Annotated in this window: 23 protein-coding genes and 1 pseudogene; 9 read left to right on the top strand and 15 right to left on the bottom strand. The window is 50.8% G+C overall.

Annotated features, from left to right (window positions below; genetic code table 11):
- From C816_RS02600 to mobC, 3 genes are all read left to right on the top strand, one after another.
- Positions 1-3,344, top strand: a 3,344-nt coding sequence (locus C816_RS02600; RefSeq protein ID WP_016320853.1) for an SNF2-related protein, incomplete at its 5' end; no start/stop codon positions are given.
- Between the two features lie 60 nt (positions 3,345-3,404).
- Positions 3,405-4,619, top strand: a complete 1,215-nt coding sequence (locus C816_RS22285) for a DUF3849 domain-containing protein (RefSeq protein WP_016320852.1) — start codon at positions 3,405-3,407, stop codon at positions 4,617-4,619.
- Between the two features lie 2 nt (positions 4,620-4,621).
- Positions 4,622-4,960 (top strand): plasmid mobilization protein, encoded by a 339-nt coding sequence (gene mobC, locus C816_RS02590; RefSeq protein ID WP_016320851.1) that lies wholly within the window; start codon positions 4,622-4,624, stop codon positions 4,958-4,960.
- A 43-nt stretch (positions 4,961-5,003) separates the two neighbouring features.
- On the opposite strand, the gene C816_RS02585 is transcribed toward mobC, so the two are convergent.
- Positions 5,004-5,309, bottom strand: coding sequence for a helix-turn-helix domain-containing protein (locus C816_RS02585; RefSeq protein ID WP_016320850.1), 306 nt, complete (start codon positions 5,307-5,309; stop codon positions 5,004-5,006).
- 175 nt (positions 5,310-5,484) lie between these two features.
- Here C816_RS02585 and C816_RS02580 point away from each other — a divergent pair, with 175 nt between their 5' ends.
- The 3 genes from C816_RS02580 to C816_RS02570 all read left to right on the top strand — a co-directional run bounded on the left by C816_RS02580 (position 5,485) and on the right by C816_RS02570 (position 7,725).
- Positions 5,485-5,865, top strand: a complete 381-nt coding sequence (locus tag C816_RS02580) for a hypothetical protein (protein ID WP_242832098.1) — start codon at positions 5,485-5,487, stop codon at positions 5,863-5,865.
- A 77-nt stretch (positions 5,866-5,942) separates the two neighbouring features.
- Entirely contained in the window at positions 5,943-6,248 is a 306-nt protein-coding gene (locus tag C816_RS02575; protein WP_016320848.1) for a hypothetical protein, read from the top strand.
- A gap of 61 nt (positions 6,249-6,309) precedes the next feature.
- The gene (locus C816_RS02570; protein WP_016320847.1) at positions 6,310-7,725 is read left to right on the top strand and encodes a relaxase/mobilization nuclease domain-containing protein; all 1,416 of its coding nucleotides are present in this window, start codon (positions 6,310-6,312) and stop codon (positions 7,723-7,725) included.
- Positions 7,726-7,949: 224 nt separating this feature from the next.
- Here C816_RS02570 and C816_RS02565 read toward each other — a convergent pair whose 3' ends face one another.
- The gene (locus tag C816_RS02565; RefSeq protein WP_242832097.1) at positions 7,950-8,606 is read right to left on the bottom strand and encodes a hypothetical protein; all 657 of its coding nucleotides are present in this window, start codon (positions 8,604-8,606) and stop codon (positions 7,950-7,952) included.
- Between the two features lie 362 nt (positions 8,607-8,968).
- On the opposite strand from C816_RS02565, the gene C816_RS22280 reads away from it, so the two are divergent.
- Positions 8,969-9,994 (top strand): radical SAM protein, encoded by a 1,026-nt coding sequence (locus C816_RS22280; protein WP_016320845.1) that lies wholly within the window; start codon positions 8,969-8,971, stop codon positions 9,992-9,994.
- Between the two features lie 50 nt (positions 9,995-10,044).
- Here the strand turns inward: C816_RS22280 and C816_RS02555 are convergent, their stop codons facing one another.
- Complete coding sequence (locus C816_RS02555) at positions 10,045-10,395, bottom strand: winged helix-turn-helix transcriptional regulator (RefSeq protein ID WP_016320844.1); 351 nt, start codon at positions 10,393-10,395, stop codon at positions 10,045-10,047.
- Positions 10,396-10,568: 173 nt separating this feature from the next.
- Here C816_RS02555 and C816_RS02550 point away from each other — a divergent pair, with 173 nt between their 5' ends.
- Positions 10,569-11,087 carry a nitroreductase family protein gene (locus C816_RS02550; RefSeq protein ID WP_016320843.1) on the top strand — a complete coding sequence of 173 codons (519 nt, stop codon included), beginning with the start codon at positions 10,569-10,571 and terminating at the stop codon, positions 11,085-11,087.
- Between the two features lie 54 nt (positions 11,088-11,141).
- On the opposite strand, the gene C816_RS02545 is transcribed toward C816_RS02550, so the two are convergent.
- Entirely contained in the window at positions 11,142-11,477 is a 336-nt protein-coding gene (locus C816_RS02545; protein WP_016320842.1) for a winged helix-turn-helix transcriptional regulator, read from the bottom strand.
- Between the two features lie 115 nt (positions 11,478-11,592).
- Between C816_RS02545 and C816_RS02540 the strand changes: the two genes are divergently transcribed.
- Positions 11,593-12,405: an amidohydrolase family protein gene (locus tag C816_RS02540; protein ID WP_371254346.1), complete on the top strand. Its 813-nt coding sequence runs from the start codon at positions 11,593-11,595 to the stop codon at positions 12,403-12,405.
- A gap of 60 nt (positions 12,406-12,465) precedes the next feature.
- On the opposite strand, the gene C816_RS02535 is transcribed toward C816_RS02540, so the two are convergent.
- The 11 genes and pseudogenes from C816_RS02535 to C816_RS02490 form a co-directional block, all read right to left on the bottom strand.
- Positions 12,466-12,777 carry an ArsR/SmtB family transcription factor gene (locus C816_RS02535; RefSeq protein WP_016320840.1) on the bottom strand — a complete coding sequence of 104 codons (312 nt, stop codon included), beginning with the start codon at positions 12,775-12,777 and terminating at the stop codon, positions 12,466-12,468.
- Positions 12,778-12,858: 81 nt separating this feature from the next.
- On the bottom strand, positions 12,859-13,656 hold the full coding sequence (istB, locus tag C816_RS02530) for an IS21-like element helper ATPase IstB (protein ID WP_016320839.1): 798 nt from the start codon (positions 13,654-13,656) through the stop codon (positions 12,859-12,861).
- On the bottom strand, positions 13,649-14,854 hold the full coding sequence (istA, locus tag C816_RS23380) for an IS21 family transposase (protein ID WP_016320838.1): 1,206 nt from the start codon (positions 14,852-14,854) through the stop codon (positions 13,649-13,651). The genes istB and istA overlap by 8 nt, the downstream gene beginning before the upstream one ends.
- A gap of 117 nt (positions 14,855-14,971) precedes the next feature.
- Positions 14,972-15,169 carry a hypothetical protein gene (locus C816_RS25520; protein WP_371254361.1) on the bottom strand — a complete coding sequence of 66 codons (198 nt, stop codon included), beginning with the start codon at positions 15,167-15,169 and terminating at the stop codon, positions 14,972-14,974.
- Positions 15,085-16,013 (bottom strand): annotated as a pseudogene (locus C816_RS23375) (5-methylcytosine-specific restriction endonuclease system specificity protein McrC). The gene C816_RS25520 and the pseudogene C816_RS23375 overlap by 85 nt, the downstream one beginning before the upstream one ends.
- Positions 16,014-16,380: 367 nt before the next feature.
- Positions 16,381-17,307 (bottom strand): hypothetical protein, encoded by a 927-nt coding sequence (locus C816_RS02515; protein WP_016320836.1) that lies wholly within the window; start codon positions 17,305-17,307, stop codon positions 16,381-16,383.
- The gene (locus C816_RS02510; protein ID WP_242832096.1) at positions 17,285-18,352 is read right to left on the bottom strand and encodes a radical SAM/SPASM domain-containing protein; all 1,068 of its coding nucleotides are present in this window, start codon (positions 18,350-18,352) and stop codon (positions 17,285-17,287) included. The genes C816_RS02515 and C816_RS02510 overlap by 23 nt, the downstream gene beginning before the upstream one ends.
- 11 nt (positions 18,353-18,363) lie before the next feature.
- Complete coding sequence (locus C816_RS02505; protein ID WP_016320834.1) at positions 18,364-18,771, bottom strand: hypothetical protein; 408 nt, start codon at positions 18,769-18,771, stop codon at positions 18,364-18,366.
- On the bottom strand, positions 18,768-19,178 hold the full coding sequence (locus tag C816_RS02500; protein WP_016320833.1) for a hypothetical protein: 411 nt from the start codon (positions 19,176-19,178) through the stop codon (positions 18,768-18,770). Before C816_RS02500 ends, C816_RS02505 begins: the two co-directional genes overlap by 4 nt.
- Positions 19,179-19,189: 11 nt before the next feature.
- A complete protein-coding gene (locus C816_RS02495) occupies positions 19,190-21,979 on the bottom strand; it encodes a serine protease (protein ID WP_016320832.1) in 2,790 nt (929 codons plus the stop codon).
- Between the two features lie 12 nt (positions 21,980-21,991).
- Positions 21,992-23,164 carry an MBL fold metallo-hydrolase gene (locus C816_RS02490; RefSeq protein ID WP_016320831.1) on the bottom strand — a complete coding sequence of 391 codons (1,173 nt, stop codon included), beginning with the start codon at positions 23,162-23,164 and terminating at the stop codon, positions 21,992-21,994.
- Between the last annotated feature and the right edge of the window lie 67 nt (positions 23,165-23,231).

The following is a 23,231-nucleotide window of genomic DNA, read 5'->3' as shown; positions in this document are numbered from 1 at the left end:
GCAAGGAAATAACTGATTCTGTTACCCCCCCCCCGCCGAAAAACTACAAAATTTCTTCGGCGTTTTCTTACAATTTCAAATTGGCGTTGACACCCAAGGACCTGACTGCCTCGGAGATCGACCTGCGCCTGGGAGCCACCTGGCTGGATAAGCGCTATGTCCAGCAGTTTATGTATGAGCTGTTCAAAACGCCGCCGGTCCAAAAGGGAAAAATCCATGTGAATTTCTCGGAATATACCGGGGAATGGAACATCACCGGCAAGAATACTGTAACCGGCTATGATGTTGCCGCCAACACCACCTATGGCACGGACCGGCTCAACGCCTATCACATCCTTGAGGACACTTTGAACCTCCGCGATGTGCGAATCTATGACACCATCAAGGACCCGGACGGCAAGGAACGCCGCGTTCTGAACCACAACGCCACCACCCTGGCCCAGCAGAAGCAGCAGGCCATCAAGGATGCTTTCCGGGATTGGATTTGGAAAGACCCGCAGCGGCGGCAGACCCTGGTGAAGCAGTATAATGAGCTGTTCAACTCCATCCGGCCCCGCGAGTATGATGGGCGGCATATCGTGTTCGGCGGCATCAACCCGGAGATCACCCTGCGGGAGCATCAGCTCAACGCCATCGCCCATGTGCTGTACGGCGGAAATACGCTGCTGGCCCATGAGGTCGGCGCGGGCAAGACCTTTGAAATGACCGCCGCCGCGATGGAGAGCAAACGCCTGGGGCTGTGCCAAAAATCTCTGTTCGCCGTCCCCAACCACCTGATCGAACAGTGGGCCAGCGAGTTCCTGCGGCTGTACCCCACCGCCAATATCCTTGTTGCCTCCAAAAAGGACTTTGAGGGCAGGAACCGCAAGAAGTTCTGTTCCCGAATCGCCACCGGGAATTATGACGCGATCATCATGGGACACTCGCAGTTTGAACGCCTCCCCGTTTCCTATGAGCGGCGGGAGCAGTTGCTCCAGGACCAGATTCTGGAGATTGAACAGGGCATTGAGGAATTGGAGGACAGCGGCGCGGAGAGATTCAGCGTCAAGCAGTTGGAGCGCACAAAGCGTTCCCTGGAGGCCCGTCTGGAAAAGCTCAACAACACCGGCAGAAAGGACAGCTCCGTCACCTTTGAGCAGCTTGGAGTGGACCGTCTCTTTATAGACGAGGCACATTCCTATAAAAATTTGTTCCTTTACACAAAAATGCGCAATGTTGCGGGACTTTCCACTACTGATGCGCAGAAATCCAGCGATATGCTGCTGAAATGCCGCTATATGGACGAGATCACCGGCGGGCGCGGCGTGGTATTCGCCACCGGCACCCCGGTCAGCAATTCCATGACGGAATTATTCACCATGCAGCGGTATTTGCAGCAGGACCTTCTGGACAAGGGCTTTACCGACAGCCGGGGAAAGCATTACAGCCTGAACCACTTCGATAGCTGGGCCTCCATCTTTGGGGAGACAGTAACAAAGGTGGAACTGGCCCCGGAGGGCAAATACCGTCCACGGACACGCTTTGCCCGATTCTACAATCTGCCGGAACTGATGGCCATGTTCCGGGAGACCGCCGACATCAAGACCGCCGATCAGCTCCATCTCCCCGTGCCGGAGGTAGAATATCATACGGAAAAGGCCCTGGCCTCGGAGGAACAGAAGCAGTTGGTCCAGGAGCTGTCTGACCGCGCCGCCGCCGTTCACGCAGGACAGGTGAACCCCAAAATTGACAATATGCTTGCAATCACCAATGACGCACGGAAACTCGGCCTCGATCAGCGGCTGATTAACCCGCTTTTCCCCGACAATCCGGGCAGTAAGGTCAATATGTGTGTGGAAAATGTGTTCCGCATTTGGGAGAATGGGCAGGCGGACAAGCTGACCCAGCTCATTTTCTGCGACCTGTCTACCCCAAAAGCCGCTGCCGCTGCCAAGCGTGACAAAACCGCGATGGCGGCGGGAAACAAGGTGGCGGGCGGGACAGATTTGCACGCCCTGGGCAATCTGCTGGAGGACATCAAGCCGGACGCGCCCTTTTCCGTCTATGAGGACATCCGCAGCAAGCTCATCGCTATGGGCATCCCGGAGCGGGAGATCGCTTTCATCCATGACGCCAATACCGACGCCAAAAAGAAGGAGCTGTTCGCAAAGGTCCGTTCCGGGCGGGTACGGGTACTCATGGGCAGCACCTTCAAAATGGGCGCTGGCATGAACGTCCAGGACCGGCTGATTGCCTTGCACGACCTGGACTGTCCTTGGAGGCCGGGAGATTTGGAGCAGCGCAAGGGCCGCATTGTCCGCCAGGGCAACAAGAATCCCACGGTACACATCTACCGCTATGTCACGGAGGGGACGTTTGATTCCTACCTCTGGCAGACAGTGGAGAACAAGCAGAAATTCATTTCGCAGATTATGACCTCAAAATCCCCGGTGCGCTCCTGCGAGGACGTGGACGAGACCGCCCTCTCCTATGCGGAGATCAAGGCCCTGTGCGCGGGAAATCCGCTGATAAAAGAGAAGATGGACCTGGATATTGACGTGGCCCGCCTGCGTCTGCTGAAATCGGACCACCAGAGCCATCAGTACCGCATGGAGGACGATCTTCTGAAACGGTTCCCTGAGAAAATCAAGGAAAACGAGGGCTTTATCGCGGGGCTGGAGGCCGACATGAAAACGCTGGCGGAGCATCCCCATCCGATGGTGCCTGTGAAACCCGCCGCGCCGCCCCAGGCTGACGGGGAACAGCCGGACGCACCCGCTGCGGAGACCGCCGCTGTGGAGGTCAAGCAAGGCTTTGCCGGTATGGTGATCGGAGACCAGACCTTTACGGACAAAATCGAGGCGGGCAAGGCCCTGATCGCGGAAATCCGCAAGGGCATCAAGCCGGGGGAGCCTGTCGAGCTCGGGAATTATCGCGGCTTTTCTATGGCTTTGTCTGTGGAGGACTTCGGGCGCACCATCGTCCTGACCCTCAAAGGCCAGATGAGCCACCGGGCCGAATTGGGGGATGATGTTTTGGGTAATCTTCTCCGCATCGACCATGCTTTAAATAAAATGCCGGACCGGGTAACGGCGCTGCACTCCCAGCTTGACAATCTCCACCAGCAGATGAAAGAGATTCAAGGCGAGATCGGCAAGCCCTTCCCCCAGGAGGCAGAGCTTCAGCAGAAAAGTGAGCGGCTGGCAGAACTGAACGCGCAGTTGGGGATAGAGGATGGGCCTGCCCCGGTTGGGGAGCGGCTGCTGGCCAAGGATGCCCGCCCCTCGGTGCTGGAGGGGCTGAAACGGCCTGTGCCGCCCAAACAGAAAACGGACAAGCCGAAAGACTACCGCCAGGAGCGGTAACAGGGAAAGTCAGGCGGGGGCAGCTCCGCCTGACTTTGCTTATGAAATGGAGGAATTAAAATGAATCAAACACCAATCTACCCATATCCCGCTGCTTACGCACGGGAAAACGGCGAATTGGAACAGAATCGGGAATCGCTGAAAGCCCTTGCCGACTGCAAGTGTGCCATTGACGATGCAATCCGTAATAATTGGGATGGAATGAATTTTGCCAAGGATTCAGCCAAAGGGGTTCTGAAACAGTTTGGGCCGGAGAGGGTAGCGTTCATTCTGGCTTATACGGTCCATGAAAGGAATATTGATAACCGCTTCTCCGGCCACAATGCAAGTTGGGCCAAAACTGTTCCGCTGTACGGAATGGCCAGCGACCGGGAGAGCTGCACTTTAGAAAGCCACCCCGCCAAGGTGGACCTGTTCATTGATCTGGTACGGAGGGACCTCCAGGAGCTGGAACAGCAAAAGTCTGCTTCGCGCCGGAAACCCTCTGTAAAACATAGAAAGGAGACGGTTAAAATGGATAAGACCCCGATTTACAAGGAATCTTTCGAGTACGCATATAATCATGGCGAGGAAGAACAGCACCGTGCCTCCAACCATGCCAATATCGCCTGCAAAAAGGCGATTGAAACGGCCATCGCCAGCCACTACCATGACAACCGCCTTGATACACAGGCGGCGGTGCAGGAGGTGGTGAAGCAGTTTGGCTATGAGCGGATGTTCTATGTGCTGGCCAACACGGTGCAAACCCAAGGGACGGATGGGCGCGTCTCCCAAGCCAACAAGAAGTGGGCGCAGACTATCCCCATCGTTTTTGAAAGAGGAAAACGGGACACTTCCTACCTTATCACACAAACTCACCCTGGTCTTTTGGATATGTTCGTGAGCAGCGCACGGCATGAACATCTGTTGAGACAGCCCCTCAAAGCGGCGGACATTAAGGCGGAGGCTGCTTATATCCTGGAACGATTCCAAGCTGCCCAGGAGCCGAACAGTCCCAACGGGACCCATTACATGGTCCAGGTCTCCCCCGACTTCCTGGCAAGGGCTGGAACTAAGGACACGGACCGCCTTATGGCGATGCTGCCCTTCCAGACCCTTTCTCTCTCCGGGCTGGAGGGCCGCAAGGGGACATTTGCCCTGATCTCCAAAGATGAGGACCGCTTTCAAAAGCTGATCCTGCGCAGACCCTCGGTGCGAAAGAAGTTGCAGGAGCAGCCCGCCGCCGATACGCCCAAGCCGCCCGCCAAGAGTAAGGCCAAGGACCAGGAGCGGTAGTCATGGCGAATTTAGAGCGGGAGGTACAGCTAAAATTCCGCGTCACGCCGGAGGAACGGGCGTTGATTGAGCAGAAGATGGCTCAGCTCGGCACCACCAATATGGCGGCATACCTCCGAAAAATGGCGATTGACGGCTTTGTGATAAATCTGGAACTGCCAGAGCTGCGGGAGATGGTCTCTCTGCTGCGCCGGTCCAGCAATAACCTCAATCAGCTTACGCGCCGGGTCCATGAGACGGGCCGGTTCTATGGCGCTGATCTGGACGAGCTGCGGCAAAGCTATGACAGCCTGTGGGATGCGGCGCAGAAAATTTTAACCTCGTTGGCAAAACTCCAATAAACAATGAAAGGACAGCCCTATGGACCACCCTCTCAAATTATTATCACATAATGTCGAGAAGCTGGAAAATCACAGCCTGCTGTTTTTCATCCAGCCTTGCCCAGCGGTCCAGCAGCTCCGCCTGCGATTCGGTCAGCGATACCGGCGATTCTCCTTCTGCAAAGAGTTGGGATAAGGTGATACCAAACGCATGACATATCTTTTCCAGTGAGGGAACTGTGGGGATCATGTTCTTTCGATACCAGGAGGAAATTGTAGACTGCGGCAGGCCGGAACGCTCGGCAAGCTGATATTCTGTCCATCCTCGTGCCTCCCTGTTCGCTGTAATGACGGTAAGAATATCTTTCAACGCATTCGCCCCCTGTGCTTGTATTCTTCGCTAATTATACTTTTGCAAATCGTTGCATTTTAATAATTTTTCTCGTATAATAAAAGCGAAATGCAAAAGTATCGGGGCGATGCGGATGATTGTAACCTTTTGCGGACATAGCAAAATATATGAGACTTGCGAAATCTCCAAATGGTTGGATATAATACTCCCATCGCTGATTGAGGGCGGCGCGGCCACATTTTATCTCGGCGGCTACGGGGACTTTGACAGTCTGGCAGCAGCGGCGGTGAGACGGCAAAAGGCCACCTATCCCAGCATTGAAGCGGTCCTGGTGCTGGCCTACCTCAATCGGGACGCTGACCTTTCCCGCTATGACAGCACCACCTACCCGCCGTTGGAGAATGTGCCGCCCCGTTACGCCATTGTCAGGAGAAACGAGTGGATGGTCCAGGAAAGCGATGTGGTGATCTCCGGCGTCACGCATGGGTGGGGTGGGGCGGCGAAAACACTGGACTTTGCGAAGCGCAAGCAGAAAATCATTTTTCAGTTTCCAATGCAGATAAATAAAAAATGAGTGGCAGGGCCGCATCCTTGCAAAAAATCGTCCATGCCGCTATGCTGGTATCAAATCAAATTTAAGAGGTGTTCATTATGACCTATGAAAAAGTGTTAGCTGTATTCCGGGACTATCTGGCCGAGGATAAAGCCTGTGAGGTGCTGACTTCCAGCCAGGGCTATCTGGTGGTGGATTGGGACAGCAGGAAAAAGGACAGCGAGTGGGTGACTTCCCGGCTGTGCCAGACCCCGGAGCATCTGCGGGATGTGCTGCGCTCCCGGTATGAGGAATACCAGGGGTACAAGCTCACCGAAGGCTACAAGCGAGAACTTCTGCCCTCTGAGGATGTGGATATTCGGCGCACGGGTGAGGCGATGGCCGAACGGTGCGGCGAAAACTGAATACACAGTCTGAAACGGTCCGCCAATCGCGGGCCGTTTCTTTTGAAGGGAGGGACCGCCAATGGCAACCACCCGCATCATGCCTCTGCACATAGGCAAGGGACGGACTGTGGGCAAGGCCATTCAAGACATCATCGACTATGTGGAGAATCCAAAAAAAACGGACGGCGGCAGGCTGATCTCCAGCTACCAATGCGACAGCCGGATCGCGGACGCGGAGTTTCTGTTTTCCAAGCGGCAGTATCTTGCTAAGACCGGCAGGCGGCGCGGGGCCGATGATGTGATTGCCTATACCATCCGGCAGTCCTTTGTTCCCGGCGAGATCACCCCGGAGGAGGCCAACCGCCTGGGCTGTGAGCTGGCGCGGCGCTTCACCAAGGGCAATCATGCTTTTATTGTCTGCACCCACATCGACAAAGCACATATTCATAACCACATCATTTGGAACTCCACCACTCTGGACTGCACCCGAAAATTCCGGGACTTCCTCGGGTCCGGGAGGGCGGTACGGCGGCTGAACGATACCATTTGCATCGAAAACGGATACTCTATTGTGGCCAATCCCAAGCGCCGGGGCAAGAGCTACAACAAATGGCTGGGCAGTAAGCCGCCTTGCCACCGGGACCGGCTTCGCATGGCAATAGATGATGCCCTCGCCCAAAAGCCCGCTGACCTGGACGCGCTGCTGAAGCTCCTGGGAGAAGCAGGCATTGAGGTATCGCCACGGGGAAAATTCATCCGGCTAAGAGCACCGGGACAGAAAAATTTCGTCCGGCTGGATGGGAACAGCTTGGGCGCAGAGTACGATATTTCCGCTTTGCTGGCCGTCCTCTCCGGGGAGCGGACGCACACGCCCAGCCCCAAAAAGGTCCACCGCGCAGATCCGCCGAAGGTCAATCTGCTGGTGGACATCCAGGCCAAACTCCGGGATGGAAAGGGCGCGGGCTATGCGCGGTGGGCCAGCGTGTTCAACTTAAAACAGATGGCGCAGACCATGAATTATCTGACGGAGCATGGACTGTTGGACTATGCCGACCTCGCGGCAAAAGCGGCTGCGGCCACCGAGCGTTACAACGGCCTGTCCGAAAAGATCAAGGCGGCGGAGCGGCGCATGGCCCAGATCGCCGTGTTGAAAACGCACATCATCAACTACTCCAAGACCCGCGATGTGTATGTGGCCTACCGCAAGGCCGGGTACTCGAAAAAATTCAAGGCCGAGCATGAGAGCGAGATACTGCTGCATCAGACGGCAAAGAAAGCCTTTGATGAGCTGGGGCTGAAAAAACTCCCCACGGTCAAGAGCCTGCAAGCGGAGTATGCCGCGCTCCTGGCGGAGAAGAAATCCGCCTATACTGATTACCGCAGGGCGCGAGATGAGATGAAGGAGCTGCTGACGGTCCGTGCCAATGTGGACCGCTTAATGGGCTATGGCGGAGCGGAGCCAGACAAAGAAACGGAGCGTCAGGAGGAACGCTGATGTTCCGCTCATCTTCTGTGGGCCAGCGGCCCACATCAAGCGTCCCGCCAGGGACGCGCAGCCAGCTCCAGAATGGAGCTGTTCAAAGGGGTTTGGGGGCGCTGCCCTCAACAAGCAAAATGGACGCCTCGCCGGGAGGCGGGGCGTCCATTTTTGGCATGATGGGACCATCATGCCCTGCTTGCCGGTTTCTCCAACCCCCGTTTTCCCCCGTCTCCCGTTCCCTACTCCAAAGGGGCGTTTTCAGTATATTCCTCGTCAAAATCATCTATTTTCGGCTCAAAATACTCCAACAACGCCAGATACAATTCCTCTGGCCGGTCCATCAGATAATCCTGATAGGAAACAATCTCCTGCGTGGTATGATTGGCGTATTCTATCTGCACCCGCCAGCAGACTTCTTCCTCTGGCACATCTTCATCCGAAAAATCCTCGTCAGCTTCTTCATCCTCATCCGGCCAATACTCCGGCAATAAATCAAAATATGGCGGGATGCTGTTGCGGGATGGGATAAGATCGTAGTCCTCCGGCCACATGAAGATTTCCAGACTATGTACGGCCCAGCGCAGGAGCGTGGACATTTTTTTGCCGTCCAGCGTCATGGACTGCTCCACGCCGTCACCGTCGAAGTCGGTCATGGTGAGGACGCGGCTGATGCGGTTGGCGGTAAAGCGTCTGTTGACCGGCAGCTCATCGCCGTACTCATCAAAGACTTCTGTATGGATTTCAAAGGCCAGTGTGTTGATGATAAGCTGCTTCTTCCTTGTGTTGCGTTCGGCATAAGGGAAATGGATGTTGTAGACCTCCCTCGCCAGCTCCGCAACCTCCGGGCGATGATCGTGTAGGCGGTTCTCCAACCACGCTTTGTCATTGGCACTCAAACGGCCCATTGGGAAATTTGTGAGGCGAGTTATTGTCTGTGCCTCGGCTTTCTCTGCGGCGGAGAGCCGGGAACAGGCTTTGCAGATATGCGTGGCATGGCCTCTGCCGGAAAATTTTTCGTTGGCTTTGTACTCACCGCAGATTTTGCAGTAATGCCCATGCGGACGGCCTGACTTCTTTTTTGACACGGGACAGTCCTCTCTTTTCTTCTTGTTTTATTTATAATAGCACAAATTCCCTTCTACGAAAACCCAATAATAGGACTATCATTTGAGGAAGTACCTATCCAAAAAGTGCGTTCTTGTTTCATTCTGAGCAAGATGGTATTCTTGTTGTGAGTACAAAGAAAGGATATACTCCTATGAACAACATAGAAATCGGGCCGATTCGCCCACCTTCTGAAAGTAACAGCCTGCTGATTCGGGTCACACGGGGATGCCATTGGAACAAATGTTATTTCTGCGGTCTTTACAAATCCATGCAGTTTTCCATGCGGCCTATTGAGGAAACCATAGAAGATATTGCAAAGCAGGCCCAGCTTTACAAAGGGAAAAATTTCACATCCTGTTTCTTGCAGGACGGTGATGCCCTGGTGCTGAAAACCGACTATCTGCTCCGCATACTGGACGCACTCAATCGCTATTTCCCCAATCTGCAATACATCACGACCTACGCCCGCGCCGACAGTATCACCCGCAAGACTTTATCCGAATTGCAGGCCCTACGGCAAGCTGGCTTGAATCATCTGTACTGCGGGATGGAAACCGGCTCCGATCAGATATTGAAACTTATTAACAAGGGCTTTCAAGCTGACACGGTGGTAGAAAGCGGCTGCATGGCAAAAGAGGCCGGTATGATATTGTCCGAGTTTATTCTGCTGGGTATCGGCGGCAAAGAGCTGTCCAAAGAAAATGCCGCCGCTACCGCCGAGGCGCTGAATATCATCCGGCCCGACTATATCCGTGTCCATGCCACTGGAATCAAGCCGGAATCGAAATTAGGCGAGTTCGTCCGAAACGGCTCATTCACGCTGCAATCGGAGGAAGAAATTGTAGTAGAGCAAAAATCCTTTTTGCAACAACTTCAGCCAATGGACAGCTTCTATATAAACGAGCATATCATCAATTTGCTTTTGGAAGTGCGCGGCAATTTACAGACTGACAAGGCACAAATGCTTTCTGTGATTGAACGCTTTTTACAACTCCCGCCAGATGAAAAACTTCTGTTTGCGGTTGGCAGGCGGTTGAACATTTTCTTCCTGCTGGACGATTTGAAAAAGCCCGCCCTACACCAACAGGCGGAGGAAAGTATGCAGAAGATTTTGAGGGAGAATCCCAATATTGATTTTGCGGTGCTGTGCAATTATGTCCGGCAGTCACAAATCTAATATAGCGAAAAGGGGACATAGCCGCTCAACAGGCAGCTATGTCCCCTTTATCATGCCCCTGCGCTACAACATGGAGACTGAACATCCAGACCATCCATATAGGCAGTTCCCCACTGACACATAGTATCCAAAACCGGGATGATGCTTTCCCCAAATGCCGTCAGAGAGTACACCGTTTTGGGCGGCTTCTCCGGGATCACTTCTCTATGTATCATGCCACAGTCCTCCAGATCGCGGAGCTGCTGGGAGAGCATTTTGGGCGTTGCGCTGGGAATTCTACGCTGCAACTCCATATAGTGCAGAGGGCAATCCACCAGATGCCAGAGGATAAGCGGTTTATATTTCCCGCCAATCAGTGACAGTGTTGCCTCAACAGGGCAGTTAAATTGCTGCTGTTTCATGGAATCACCTCACGGCAAGTATATCATAGTGCGTCAATTTAGAAAAGGACTTACTTTTTGGGAAGTATCTACCGAAAAAGTGCAATCTTGCGGGCCGTCCTGATTATGTTAAAATCATATCAGGTGGTTGCCTTGGCAGGCCAGCCATCAAATCAAATTGGAGGAAATCTATCATGGATTTTATCACGATTGCAAAGACCCGCTGCTCCATCCGCAGCTACACCGACCAGAAGGTGGAACCGGAAAAGCTGGAGAAGATTCTGGAGGCCGCTCATGTGGCCCCCACCGCCGCCAACCTTCAGCCGGTTCACCTGATCGTTGTTCAGAGCGAGGAAGGGCTGGCGAAGATCGGCAAGGCCGCTGGTATCTATGGCGCACCCCTGGCCATCATCGTCTGCGCCGACCACAACAAGGCATGGGTGCGGCCTTTTGACCAGAAACAGACCGGGGACATTGACACGTCCATCCTGACCGACCACATGATGCTCCAGGCCACGGAGCTGGGCCTGGGCAGCGTATGGGTGTGCTACTTCAAGCCGGATGTTCTGTGCCAGGAGTTTGACCTCCCCGCCAACCTGGAGCCGGTCAATATCCTGGTTGTCGGCTACGCTGGTGAGAACTTCGCTGACCCGGAGCGGCACAGCCAGACGCGCATCCCGGTGAGCGAGCTGGTATCCTATGAGAAATTGTAAACCAACTGACTGCACCAGGGGACATCCCCCTGGTGCAAATTTGTTGAGGATAAACTATTCCTGTAATATACACGTTTGATAATTTGTTCCCCAATCACACAGCGACTTCAAAACAGGATAAATGCTCTTTCCAATTTCTGTTAAAGCATATTCCACCTTCGGCGGGTTGTCTGGATAGACTGTCCTCTGAATGATTTTCTGTTCTTCCAGTTCCCGGAGCTGCTGTGTCAGAGTTTTCGTTGTGATTTTCTCCAAGCGCCGTTGCAATTCATTGAAGCGCACGGCTCCTTTGGAAATTTGCCATAGGATTTTCAATTTCCACTTGCCGCCCAAAATGTTCAGACCGATCTCCATAGGGCATTGATCTGTAATAGCAACCGCTTTTGCCATAAAATTTCCTCCATAGCAGTATCAAAAAAGACACTACATATCAAAAAAGTGCGTTCTTGTTCATCCTTTTTGCCTGTGGTATCCTTGATGGTACCACATCCAAGCAAAGAAAGGAATGATTTTAATGATTGTAGACGGACACCAACACGTTATGCTCCCCACGTCCATGCAGATTCAGAAAATGGACGAGGCAGGGGTGGACAAAACGATTTTATTCTCAACGACCCCTCATGTTGAAAAGGCCGAAACCGCAACCTTAGACGCAATCGGTGCGGAAATGCAGGTATTGTATCAACTTCTGTCCGGCAGCCATTCTCCCGAAGCCAGGATCGCCAAAATGAAAGATACCATCCTGGAATTGAATCAGGCCATCCAGGATGCGCCAGAGCGGTTCTATGGCTTTGGCCCCGTACCGCTGGGGCTTGCTGACGGCGATACTGCCGCATGGGTAAAGGACTATATCATCGGAAACTCATTCAAAGGCATCGGAGAATTTACCCCTGGCTCTGGATCGCAGATCACGCAACTTGAATCTGTGTTCAAGGCCCTGACCGATCATCCTGGCCTGCCTATTTGGGTACACACATTCAATCCTGTCACGCTGAACGGCATTCAAATCCTCATGGAGCTGTGCCGGAAATACCCCACCGTGCCAGTTATCTTTGGACATATGGGCGGCTCAAACTGGATGGATGTGATTGCCTTTGCAAAGGAGCAGGCAAACATATATCTGGACTTATCTGCGGCGTTTACGCCCCTGTCCGTCAAAACGGCTCTGACCGAAATGCCGGAACGGTGCTTGTTCGGTTCGGATGCCCCGTTCGGAGAGCCTAAGCTATGCAGGCAGTTGATTGAATTTGTCAGCCCGTCCACTTCCGCCACAGAAATGGCGCTGGGCGGCAATATCGAAAGGCTGCTGCAAATATAAAGAAATCCTGCGGGCGGGTGCATTGGGGAATGTCCTCATGCACCCGCTTTCCAACAGGGCCTATTGCTCCGAGATGTGATCGTAGGTCTTTTCCAAAATCCATCTGACGTGTTCATCGGTCAGACTGTAAAACACATTCTTTCCTGCCTTATGCCCAATCACCAACCGGGCGCTCCGCAGAATACGAAGCTGATGCGATATGGCCGATTCCGTCATTTTCATTTCCCCTGCCAGTTCACTGACGCACCACTCCCGTTTCATCAGGAGCCATAAAATCCGTATGCGGGTATAGTCCCCCAGCGCCTTGTGAAGTTCAGATAGTGCGTCCAGTTCCTTTGCATCAGGCGTTAATATAGCGTTTCCTTTGTTCATGGCTATGTCAACGCCAATTTGAAATTGTAAGAAAACGCCGAAGAAATTTTGTAGTTTTTCGGCGGGGGGGGGGTAACAGAATCAGTTATTTCCTTGCAGGAAAAGAGTATTTACGATTTGCTGTTTCTGGCGCATAAATTCCTTGCGCTCCTTCAGGCGGTAAGACTCACCCTTGATGTTGATAACGGTGCAGTGATGCAGTACACGATCCAGGATGGCGGAGGCGATGGTGACGTCGGCAAAGACCTCGTTCCACTGGGAGAAGGTTTTGTTGGAGGTGAAGACGGTGGATGTTTTCTCGTACCGCCTGGCAATGAGCTGAAAGAACAGGTTTGCACCCTGGATGTCCATGGGGAGGTAGCCGATTTCGTCGATGATGAGCATCCTGTACTTGGCCAGAACCTTGAGCTTGTCCGGCAGACGGTTCTCAAAATGGGCCTTCTTGAGCTGTTCAATGAGCTGGTGGCAGTTGATGTAGTAGGTGGAGAAACGGTGCTGTGCCGCCACCAGGCCCAAAGCGGAGGCCAGATGAGTCTTGCCCACGCCGGGCGGGCCGAGGAAGACCACATTCTCCCCGTTTTCCAGGAAGCGCATGGTAGCCAACTCATCGATCTGGCGCTTGTCGATGGAGGGCTGGAAAGAGAAATCGAAGTCGTCCAGGGTTTTCTTAATGGGAAAGCCAGACATCTGGATCTGCTTCTCATAGGCCCGTCTCCGCTTGGATTTGGCTTCTTCTGAGAAAATGTGATCCAAAACCTCCACAATGTTGAGCTTGTCCGCCACCGCCCGTTCCAGGTAGTTGTCCAGAATCTCCAGGGTGTTTTTCATTTTAAGGGCTTCCAGGTTTTCCCTCAGCCTGTCCATAGTAAATTCAGTCATACAGCACCTCGTCATATCTGGATAAATCGGAGGGCTTCAAGGGGAAATCTATTACTTTGCCCTGTTCCAGCAGAACATTTTCCGCATCTATTGTCTGTTTCAGCGTAATCCTTCTATAGTGCTGAGGATTGACAACCATGTCCTTCCTTTGATACGATATTCGATGCAGAGCGATCTGCTTTCCCTCATAGTAGGCGGCCAGCATACTGTCGAGGGCCACGACTGCCACATCTTTGCCGATGTACTCCGCTGGCACGGAGTACTGATTCCCGGCGTATGAGATGAGGCAGTCTTTTTGTACCCGCCTAAGGTTGATCTTGTCGATGATGTACTCACGGGAAAGAGGACTCAGCCCCTCTTTTTGCAGCCGCTCAAAGGGAATCTCGTTGGTGGTGGCATGGACTTTGCCATTGACCTTATTACACCAAGCCAAGGCTTGTCCATTCAAATCTGCCAGGCTGTTGTACTTGATCCCGACCATGAAGTTGTCCCGCACAAACTGCACCGTCCGCTCCACTTTTCCTTTCGTCTGACCACGATATGGCCGGCACAGGATGGGTTTGAATCCATAGAATCCCGCGAAGTCCTCAAACTGCCGGTTTAGTGTGGAGTCCTCCTGCTTCAAAAGCCGCTTGATGACTACCTGCTTCATGTTATCGTACAGAATCTCCTCCGGGTAGCCTCCGAAATACCGAAACGCGTTCTGATGGCACCGTATCAACGTGTTTGTGCTCATATCTGTGACAAATTCGATGTACCGCATCCTTGAGTACCCCAGAATCATGAGAAAGCAGTACAGCTTCTTCCACTTTCCGTCCTCGTATACCAGGTGATCCTCGAAGAATCCCCAGTCCATCTGCCCTTGCTTTCCTGGCATCGTCTCAAACCGCACCGTTGCTTTCTCATTCAAGTCCATCTTCCGGCTGCTCACATACGCCTTGACAATACTGTAACCTCCGTCAAACCCCATCTCCCGCAGCTTCTCCAGTATCCGCAACGCTGAATACGGCGCCTCTTCCAGCCACTCGTCCACGATCTGCTTGTACGGGTCCATCTTTGTTGGCTTGGGTTCGCTCAATGTGTACTCCGGCTTCTGCGGCGATTCCGCGTACCGCTTTGCCGTCCGCGGGTCCATGTGGTACTTCCGTCCCAGCTCCACATAGCTCAGCCCTTTTTGTCTGTCGCTTCGGATATCCATCCACTGTGCTCCTTTCATTTTCTGACTCCCTTTCCGGGCTCTTTCTCGCCCTGATTGGGAGTCTATCTTTTTCCCTTCACCTCCGCCACTAAACTACATTTTTTCCTCGGCGTTTTCTTACATTTTATCACTGGCGCTGACAGTACGTTTGCCCGGCGATGCACCCCCTGCGGCAATCGCGTCCAGCTTTTTTGCAATATCGGTGAAATCACAATCCAAGTCCAGCGTCTTTACGCTGATCGTATTCCCGCTGATCTGATAGTCATTGTCCGGCTGGACCTCATCGTCCGTTCCGGCGTATAACAGCATTCCCACCACGCTCTCGTCGGGGGCGGCGGGCCAGTTCTTGACGTAGGCGAAAACTTGATCAAGTTGTCGGAGTGGACTGTCCGGGTTATATAGGGCACTTTCATCTGCATATTGCGGGAGTAATATTTTGCATCGATAATCAGCGTTTTCCCGGTCTCTCTGCTGGATAATACGGTATCCGTCTGCATAGTGGGAAGCTGCGCGTCATGGCCGTCGGTGACCCCCCACTTGATTTGTGGCGCATACGCCTTGAGCGCTAGATGCTCCCTCTGATAGCAGCCGAGAATGAACTTCTCGTACAGCTTCGCCATGCTCTGAACATCCAGATACTCCATCATCCTGACGGCCCCGGCGGACTCTGTCTGGAGTATTCCCTTGAGGAACATCTGACAGGCAGCAAGGATCATGCGGTAGGTCTGGTTGTTCCGGTCATATGGGACATTCCAGTTGATGGTGTGAATATCCACAGGGGTGACCCCGTCAAAAAGATCAGCAGCCTGCGCAGCTCCCTTTTCCTGGGTCTGGACAGGTTTGACTGGAGCAGAACAGACAGGGCCGTCTTGATAATCCGGTTTGGGTAGGCGTCCACGGAAAACTCATCATAGGTACAGATAAGCTGCTTTTTTCGGATGGTCAGCGACCTGATGGAGTCGTTGACCTCAATCTTTCTCTGCGGGGTGGACAGCGCTTCCTCCTGCGTGAGATACTGCCGGGTCAACCCGCACTTGATCTGGATGGAGACGCCCCGGCAGAGGATGTCCACCAGCAGTTCCAGCCCGTTTTCAAACTCCTCCGACGCCACATCCCGGTAACCCTTTTCGTGGAGCACCTGGAAAGCATAGGCCAGCATATAGTAGATGTTCTGGATCCTGTGGATCATTTGACGGCCTCCCGCAAAACATAGCTCCAGTTCTTGACCTTTGCCGGCTCGTCAACCAGTACTCCTTGAGCAGTGGAATCAGCTCGAACTCCACCACAGAGCGTAGCCATTCATCACTGATGTTGATATTTGTACAGAATAAAAAATTGACAGACTACCCCCCTTGGTGTAGCCTGTCAACTTATCATGTCTATTCTTGACAAAAAAGATGCCACTATAATGTCAAAATGCAATACCTTCGAAGTGTTCTTCAACTTAAGAGTGTAATTTTCATATATAGTTTCTATGGGAGCCTGTGAATTTGGTCAGGGTCTACAATTATCAAAACCACACAGCGCTATTTTGAATAATAGTTAACCCACGATGGCTGATAATCACCAACCGCACGTTCAACAGCACTAACCCAATCCGCAATTTGCTGGAGCCTCTCTTGCAATTGTTCCAACGTTAATTCTCCCTCTTCCGCCTGCTCCCATAGTTCATTCATAGCATACTTAAGTCCGTCCTCCGGATAGAATACGCAGTCATGATTTAGGTTCGCTATGAGAGCGCCCGTTCCGTCCTTCTTACAAGGCCCATTGATTGAAATATGTCCGGCAAACCAACCATCTACCGTCCTTCGGATACGATATCTGTCATGGATTCGGTGCCTTCTTGTATAAACAGAAAACTCGAGCTCATGCTCAAGCGTTTCGTCCCCTTGACTTGTCATGTTTTCTCCATTTCCTTGAATATCCTGCATCAGCGCGGAAAGCATATGGTAATGATCATAAAAAGCGACAACGTTCTCTTCCGGTATCCTTCCGCTGTTGATCATCAGCCATTTATTCAGGATTGGTAGCTGTCCCCAATGCAGAATTGTAATCGTATCATGCAGACCGGCATAAATACGGTTTAGGCGTGCCGTGTCAAAACAATAGCGATCTTTTTTTACATCATAATAGATTTTTCCGAAGGTTTTGAGGAACATCACCCTAGCCTCATCTAAGGCAGGGAGTGCTCTCTTGTGGGCTTCAAGAAATTTTTCTATTACTTTCCGCATTTCCGGCTGAAAATAATATTGACTATTTCCGGCGGGGCAAAAGAAGTCGGTCAAATAATATTTAATATCTCTCTGACGAAAACAGAAGTTCTCTGCGATTTCCTGTGTCTTATATGCAGATTCCAGCATTTTCTGATTTTCAGCGATATGTTTGACAATGGAAATACATAAATTTCGTTTCCTGGCCCGTTCCTCCGTGTTACCCTGAAAAAGCCGTTGCATCTTTTTCTCTCCCTCCGCACCGGTTGATGGGAAATATTGGACACCCACCGTGGCACATTGAAAATTGATCGCATTTTTTACAGTCTTCAATAGGATATTTCTGTCTACTGGGACCGGAAAGCCGATGCCGCATCTTCTGCAAACTGTCTCCATACCGCCAGGCATCTTCCAAGGAAATCAGATTTAAATCAATGCCTGCCGTATCGCCGTCACACATAAACGAACATGGATACATGTTTCCGGACTCTGATATAAATGCTGAAAAGCGTCCTGCCTCGCAGAAGTCTATTGTGCTGACAGCCAAGGCAGCCTCTATCTTAGCCAAATAGGAAATCATGCAGCTGTCAAATCCAATTTTACAACCCCTGAATACCTGCACGGCGGACAAAAAATCATCTAATTCACATGTATCCATCAAGCATAACGAACGTGGAGAGCGGACGGGCTTGTAATTTAAGAACACAATGGCGTTGACCTGTTGAAGAAACGCTGGGGGTCTTCGTAGCATCTCTGTTGCAACTCGTATATTGTTTCGGTGCAGAAGGTAATGAATATTGACTTTGATATCTCTTTCTTGACAGTTTTTAATCACTTGCGTTGCCTCTGAATATGGCTCATACCAGCTGACCGCCATAGCGCCGCAGTAACATTTGGTTGCATTGTAAATTTCATCTGTCATGCCCTGTCCATTTGTTGTATAGGATGGGATGATGTGGTGTTTTCTGGTAACTTCCAATATTGAAACAAAATCCGGATGCTGATTGGGATTGCCTCCTCCCAGCGCCACCTGCAAAACACCGGCAGTCTCCGCCTGCGCTATAATTTTGGTATACTGCTCTAAAGGCATAAATGTGCCATTTGAGCTTGTTTCTCTATAGCAAAAATCACAATTTCTTTCGCAGTAGTTGGTAATGGAGATATCGAGGAGCTCCGGCCCGCGTCGGTTCCAAAATGGTTCTTCGCCAGTCATAGAACCGCGTAGCATTTGACCGCTTTCCAAATCGAAGCACACGAAATAGCCGCTCTCCTTGTAGCAGCGAATCATAAGGCTGTTCATTACCAGCCCCCGATTCTGCCGTTGAAATAAATATCGTCATCGCATATCACAAAGCTCTCCATACAAAAGAATACTTCCGCAGCGGTTTCACCGTCAGAGTGCAAACTGCCATAGTAGACCGTACGATTTTGGGAAAGTATCGTTTCCACGATTTTAATTGTTTCCTCATTGAAACCGTCGCTTCTTAAAAAATCGCCGACAGAGTTATCTTCCTCTTTCACTGCAGTTAAAATATCATTTTTATTTTGCTCAATCGCTTCAAAGAGGTCCAGGAACAGTTTTCGCATGGGGGATTCACCCTCGATTCCGATTGCGCTTAAGAAAGCATCTTCGCTCCACGGCTCCTTGGTGGAAATAATAAACGAGGTCGAAGAACTGTTTGTTACAAAATCCCGCTTAATTTTCACAAGTCTATTTCCTCCAATATCTGCGTAACGATTTCAATAAAAGAATTATCATATTCATCATAACTTAAGAGTGTATCTAGGTTATAACTGCTGCTTGATATACGCAGTTTTAGCACAGTCTCGCTTTCCGTTAAAGCAGCTTCCTTGATGCTGGAGGTTGCCCAGAATTCTCTTTTGTATAAAAACTCAGAGAAACTGCCATATTCCTCCCAATAGTACTCCTGATACTCCTGCCGTAGGTCCCGAGCATATCGAAAGAGGTCTCGAAATATTTTAAGAGAATACTGTTCAGAAAATGAGCTTTTTCGCATTGACAACCGATTACTTAGAGCTTCTTCCAGCTTTTGCATATTGAATCCTTTATAGACCTTACAAACATATTCTCCGTTTACACTAAATAGCTCCATGCCACATCTCCTTATTCGTCGTCCTCATCAAGAAAAAGCTGGGCAATCGAAAAGCAACTTTTTGGCAATTCCTTTCCAAAAGTATTTTCCTCTCTCAGGGACAAAATTTGAAGGTCATAGTCGTCATCTCGTTTTTCCAAGCTGATAAGGATGTCGTATACATTTCCCTGGATAAGGCTACGTGCGTGGGTGTTCATCTCACGAAGCAGATGGACAGCCACCTCCGGAGAGGCTCCATATAACCGATTCCACGCCTCCTGCGCATCCCAAGGTCCGATATCATAGAGATAGATAGATAAGCGAAACGATTCCCGGTGGAGCTGAGACCATTGAGAATTTGAGGCCCGTTTCCCCAAGGATTTCACAAACTGGTCAAATGGGATTGGCGTCTGGGTCCTGGGAATTACCGTCCCCCACTGGTCCTTGCGTGGAATCCCAAATATCCGATTGATAAGGCGATTGTATCGGTTCAAATCCTTGAGGAATTCATCCAAGACCTCGAAGATTAATTGAATGTTAGCGGTTGGGAAATAATCGCAGTCATCCCGCCATAGCAAATGCTGTATGATGATCCCAGTATACTCGCCCTCCCGCAACAATTCATTCTTCCAAAGAAGCACATCTTCCTCTGTAACGTACTTATCCTCAATGTCCCAGATAAATGCCCAATAGAGCTCGTCATATTCGGGAAGTTTTTTTATAATTGGCAGAAGCGCTCCTCCATTCTGCGTTCTGGCCAGATAAAAGGCGTATTTTTCCACTCCTTCCAAAACAGTTTGCGTCTCGTCAACCATCATATCCCAAAATCCGAAGAAAGTTTTTTCATCCTTGCTATTTCTTAAAATATAATTGGTCAGGCAATAATCCCGGAATTCGTCAAACGTGAAGCTGATGACAACGGCCTGTTCTTTCAGCAAACCGTGTTCGACGACATCTTCTCCCTTCAAAACCACATCATTTTCCAGCAGGCCGCGAATCAGTTTTTGCTGCTGAATATCAAATATCTCCATAGGAACATGGAAATAGGTTTTGTTCTCGACCATGTACTCACAAATACGATCCAGAAGTCTTCGGAACAATGAATCCGCGTCAATCGTAGGATCCATCTTTCGGTAATCCTCTGCCTTTTTTGCGCAATACTGCTCAAAAACAGCGTACTTATAGATGTCATACATATATAGCTGCCGCGCGCCCTGATGGACTTCACAGAAAAAGCGAAGGAGAAGTACGTCTCCCGTCAACTGCTGATAAGTTCTGTTTCTTAAAGTATTAGGCCGAATGTCAATGTTGAAAAATCGCAGATACCCAGCGAATATCCGGCGCTTGAAGCGCTCGTCATGGGTATCCAACTTAACATGCAGAAAACGCTCCGGTTTTTGCCCGGCAATCATTCGGCCAAAGCGTTCTTCCAGCAACTCATCACGCGTGGACATGATTACTTTAACAAAAGGAAGCGCTTCACATTCTTGTAAAAAGCCGATGAGGGCTTGTTCAAAACCGGGCAGACTGATATTTTCGTTCAGGCCGTCAATTACAACGATCACCGGCCGTTTGCTTTCACGCCACCGCCGTTCCAGTACCTGTTTCGCGTATGAAATGTCATATTGTCCCTCCAGACTCAGCTTTTGCCGGAGAATATTTGCCGGGGGCTCATAGAATTCATAGGCATTGAAATACCAAACGCAGTATCTTTTTTTCAGAAGGAAGTTTTCCGTAAAATCACAAAGAAAGTTCGTTTTTCCCTGCCCGGCGGGCTGCGTCAGCAGAAGGAATTGAAGGTTCGTATACCGGATATTTTCCGCCATGTCCTTCAGCATATATTTCAAAGAATGATTTATCTTGTCCCAGAAATCATAGTGGTCTTCCCAGCACAATTTTTGGGAGCGGATTAGACCGTCATAGTTATCTAATATAGCGCTGGCTGCGGAGAGAAAGTCCGATAACCCGGCAGACACCTTCTCCATCTGTTCAGGAGCGATGGAACACGGAAGGGCCTGTTGATTGATCAGGGGTAGTTCATAGATTTCGGCAGCCTGATTGATCCGGGTAAAATCCAGTCCGTGGCATTCGCAAAGAGCCTTTTTCAGAAACAAAACCGGATCCGCGAAATAGCGGAGCCGCTCTTTATAGGGACCGTTTTCCACAAAAATATCGGGAATATATTTCCGGCTGCGTTTGTTCTCTTCAATATGCCTTTCTGAGAATACGGCGCTCTTTTCATAAATCAATTCCTCATATTCACTGCGGCGCAGGCTGGAAGACGGCAGCAGTTCCCGAAACACCTCTACACTCAGCATCCGAAGTCCCAATGCGCCGCTGCTGTTCGTCTCTTGCACCTGTAGGATTCCTACGATTCGATTACGCGAAAAGACAGGCGCTCCAGATAAACCTTCGTAATTTTTCGTATGTCCGCTTTCAATATTGGACAGCGTATGATTCCAGTCAATCGGCGCGGGCTCCTGTTTCACAATTCCGTGTCCTGAAACTGAATGCGGGGCCTGTTCGGAGGTAATATAGCCGTCGGATGTCCAGTCGGACTGCGCGTTCAGGATCTCATGAACGGAAAATATATCCGCACTCCGGAAGGGAAGCCGCCGGTCCGCATGCAAAAGCACCGCAGCGTCCGTCTCGTTTTGAACGGACAGCGGAATACTCCCGTTCTCTGTCACCAGCACATGAGATTCTCCGCTGACAACATGGCGGGCGGTCAGCACCTCATGGTCGCTGACCACGATTCCGGTGCCAAAATAAACAGGATTACCTTCAGCCGCAGATTGGATTCTGACGATATAGTCTTCCATTTCCCTAATCCCTCATAAAAGAATTTCCCGCTCCTGGAAGTGAGCTGAAAAGCTATACTCCGCTTGCTGGGTAAACAGGTCGTCCTTTCGTGCGATATCATAATTGAAATACAGAGCGCGGCTGCCGGCCAAGATCGCACGTGCCAGCAGTTCATCCTCCGGATGGCGCTTGACACCGTCGGTGGAGATCAGGAGAGTATCTCCTATGCTGTTTTCCAACAACGCAAGATTGGGCTGCAGCGTACCATGGTGAGACAGCTTGATCAGATCATAATGGGGTGCAAGGAGGCATTTAAAATTCTCGGTTTCCGCATCACCTAAAAACAGCAGCTGGAGACCCATGTATTCAATTTCAACCGCGATGGAGCTCTGGTTTTCCAGACTCATTTTCGCCCGGGACGAGGTGCCGAGCCAATCTTTAATCCTACTCTTTGACGCACAGATCGGCTCGCTGATACCGGAGACACCGGCGTGAAGTCCCATCAAGAGCTCAAAAAGGACCCCGAAAGAGTCATCTTCAGTTAACTGATAATTTGGTCCAAACTGTTGAGTCAGTGTCCGATTTAGCTTTTGAGCTAATTGGTCAAGCTGTTCTTTCCCGGGGCTCAGGACGTGGATATGGATATTGCCAAATTGAATCTCACTTTTTCGCATGTCCTCACGGGTTTTACATGTTTGTTGTACTATTTGTCCCGGAAATTGGCGGTTTAGAACATATCCGTTTTTTGCACAGAGGGTCTCAAAGCATCTGCATTGGGAGACAGAGATGGGCCCGTCTTCCCCCGGAGTCTGCATTAGAAGTTCGTTGACAGCCCATTTCTGTCGGCAGACCATTTGGGAAGATAGGCGGGCTACCCTTCTTTTTTCAAATTCCGGGCGAGAAAAAACGGTGTTGAAAAAACCGTTAAACCAAATATTTTCAATTGCAATGATTTGAGGCGCGCCTTGTTTACCATTTTCTTGTAAAAACTGTATCGCACCCGAAATATGATCTTGGTCAATGTGCGTAATAAGAAGCAGGATAAGGCGGCAGCCCTTGGCGCGGAGCTGAAGCAGCAATGGCTTGAGTTCTTTCTTATATGTAGAAACATAGCCGCAATCAATCAGCATGCAATCCTTGTTGTCGAATTCCAAAACAAAACAATCCCCGGCTTTAGCAGGTAAAAAATGAACTATACAAGCCATTTCCAAATACCTCCATGATTCATCTTCATTTATCGGTTTATCTCATGAATCCCTTGCACTATGTATG

This window comes from Oscillibacter sp. 1-3, from assembly GCF_000403435.2.
Taxonomy (GTDB): domain Bacteria; phylum Bacillota; class Clostridia; order Oscillospirales; family Oscillospiraceae; genus Oscillibacter.
This window is presented reverse-complemented; position numbering and strand designations above follow the sequence as displayed.

What these genes read in the sequence shown, in the direction of transcription:
- C816_RS22285 (WP_016320852.1), top strand. Translation starts at nt 3,405, where the DNA reads ATGAATCAAACACCAATCTACCCATATCCCGCTGCTTACGCACGGGAA.
- mobC (WP_016320851.1), top strand. Translation starts at nt 4,622, where the DNA reads ATGGCGAATTTAGAGCGGGAGGTACAGCTAAAATTCCGCGTCACGCCG.
- C816_RS02575 (WP_016320848.1), top strand. Translation starts at nt 5,943, where the DNA reads ATGACCTATGAAAAAGTGTTAGCTGTATTCCGGGACTATCTGGCCGAG.
- C816_RS02570 (WP_016320847.1), top strand. Translation starts at nt 6,310, where the DNA reads ATGGCAACCACCCGCATCATGCCTCTGCACATAGGCAAGGGACGGACT.
- C816_RS22280 (WP_016320845.1), top strand. Translation starts at nt 8,969, where the DNA reads ATGAACAACATAGAAATCGGGCCGATTCGCCCACCTTCTGAAAGTAAC.
- C816_RS02555 (WP_016320844.1), bottom strand. Translation starts at nt 10,395, where the DNA reads ATGAAACAGCAGCAATTTAACTGCCCTGTTGAGGCAACACTGTCACTG.
- C816_RS02550 (WP_016320843.1), top strand. Translation starts at nt 10,569, where the DNA reads ATGGATTTTATCACGATTGCAAAGACCCGCTGCTCCATCCGCAGCTAC.
- C816_RS02545 (WP_016320842.1), bottom strand. Translation starts at nt 11,477, where the DNA reads ATGGCAAAAGCGGTTGCTATTACAGATCAATGCCCTATGGAGATCGGT.
- C816_RS02540 (WP_371254346.1), top strand. Translation starts at nt 11,593, where the DNA reads ATGATTTTAATGATTGTAGACGGACACCAACACGTTATGCTCCCCACG.
- C816_RS02535 (WP_016320840.1), bottom strand. Translation starts at nt 12,777, where the DNA reads ATGAACAAAGGAAACGCTATATTAACGCCTGATGCAAAGGAACTGGAC.
- istB (WP_016320839.1), bottom strand. Translation starts at nt 13,656, where the DNA reads ATGACTGAATTTACTATGGACAGGCTGAGGGAAAACCTGGAAGCCCTT.
- istA (WP_016320838.1), bottom strand. Translation starts at nt 14,854, where the DNA reads ATGGATATCCGAAGCGACAGACAAAAAGGGCTGAGCTATGTGGAGCTG.
- C816_RS02515 (WP_016320836.1), bottom strand. Translation starts at nt 17,307, where the DNA reads ATGCAACGGCTTTTTCAGGGTAACACGGAGGAACGGGCCAGGAAACGA.
- C816_RS02510 (WP_242832096.1), bottom strand. Translation starts at nt 18,352, where the DNA reads ATGATTCGCTGCTACAAGGAGAGCGGCTATTTCGTGTGCTTCGATTTG.
- C816_RS02500 (WP_016320833.1), bottom strand. Translation starts at nt 19,178, where the DNA reads ATGGAGCTATTTAGTGTAAACGGAGAATATGTTTGTAAGGTCTATAAA.
- C816_RS02495 (WP_016320832.1), bottom strand. Translation starts at nt 21,979, where the DNA reads ATGGAAGACTATATCGTCAGAATCCAATCTGCGGCTGAAGGTAATCCT.
- C816_RS02490 (WP_016320831.1), bottom strand. Translation starts at nt 23,164, where the DNA reads ATGGCTTGTATAGTTCATTTTTTACCTGCTAAAGCCGGGGATTGTTTT.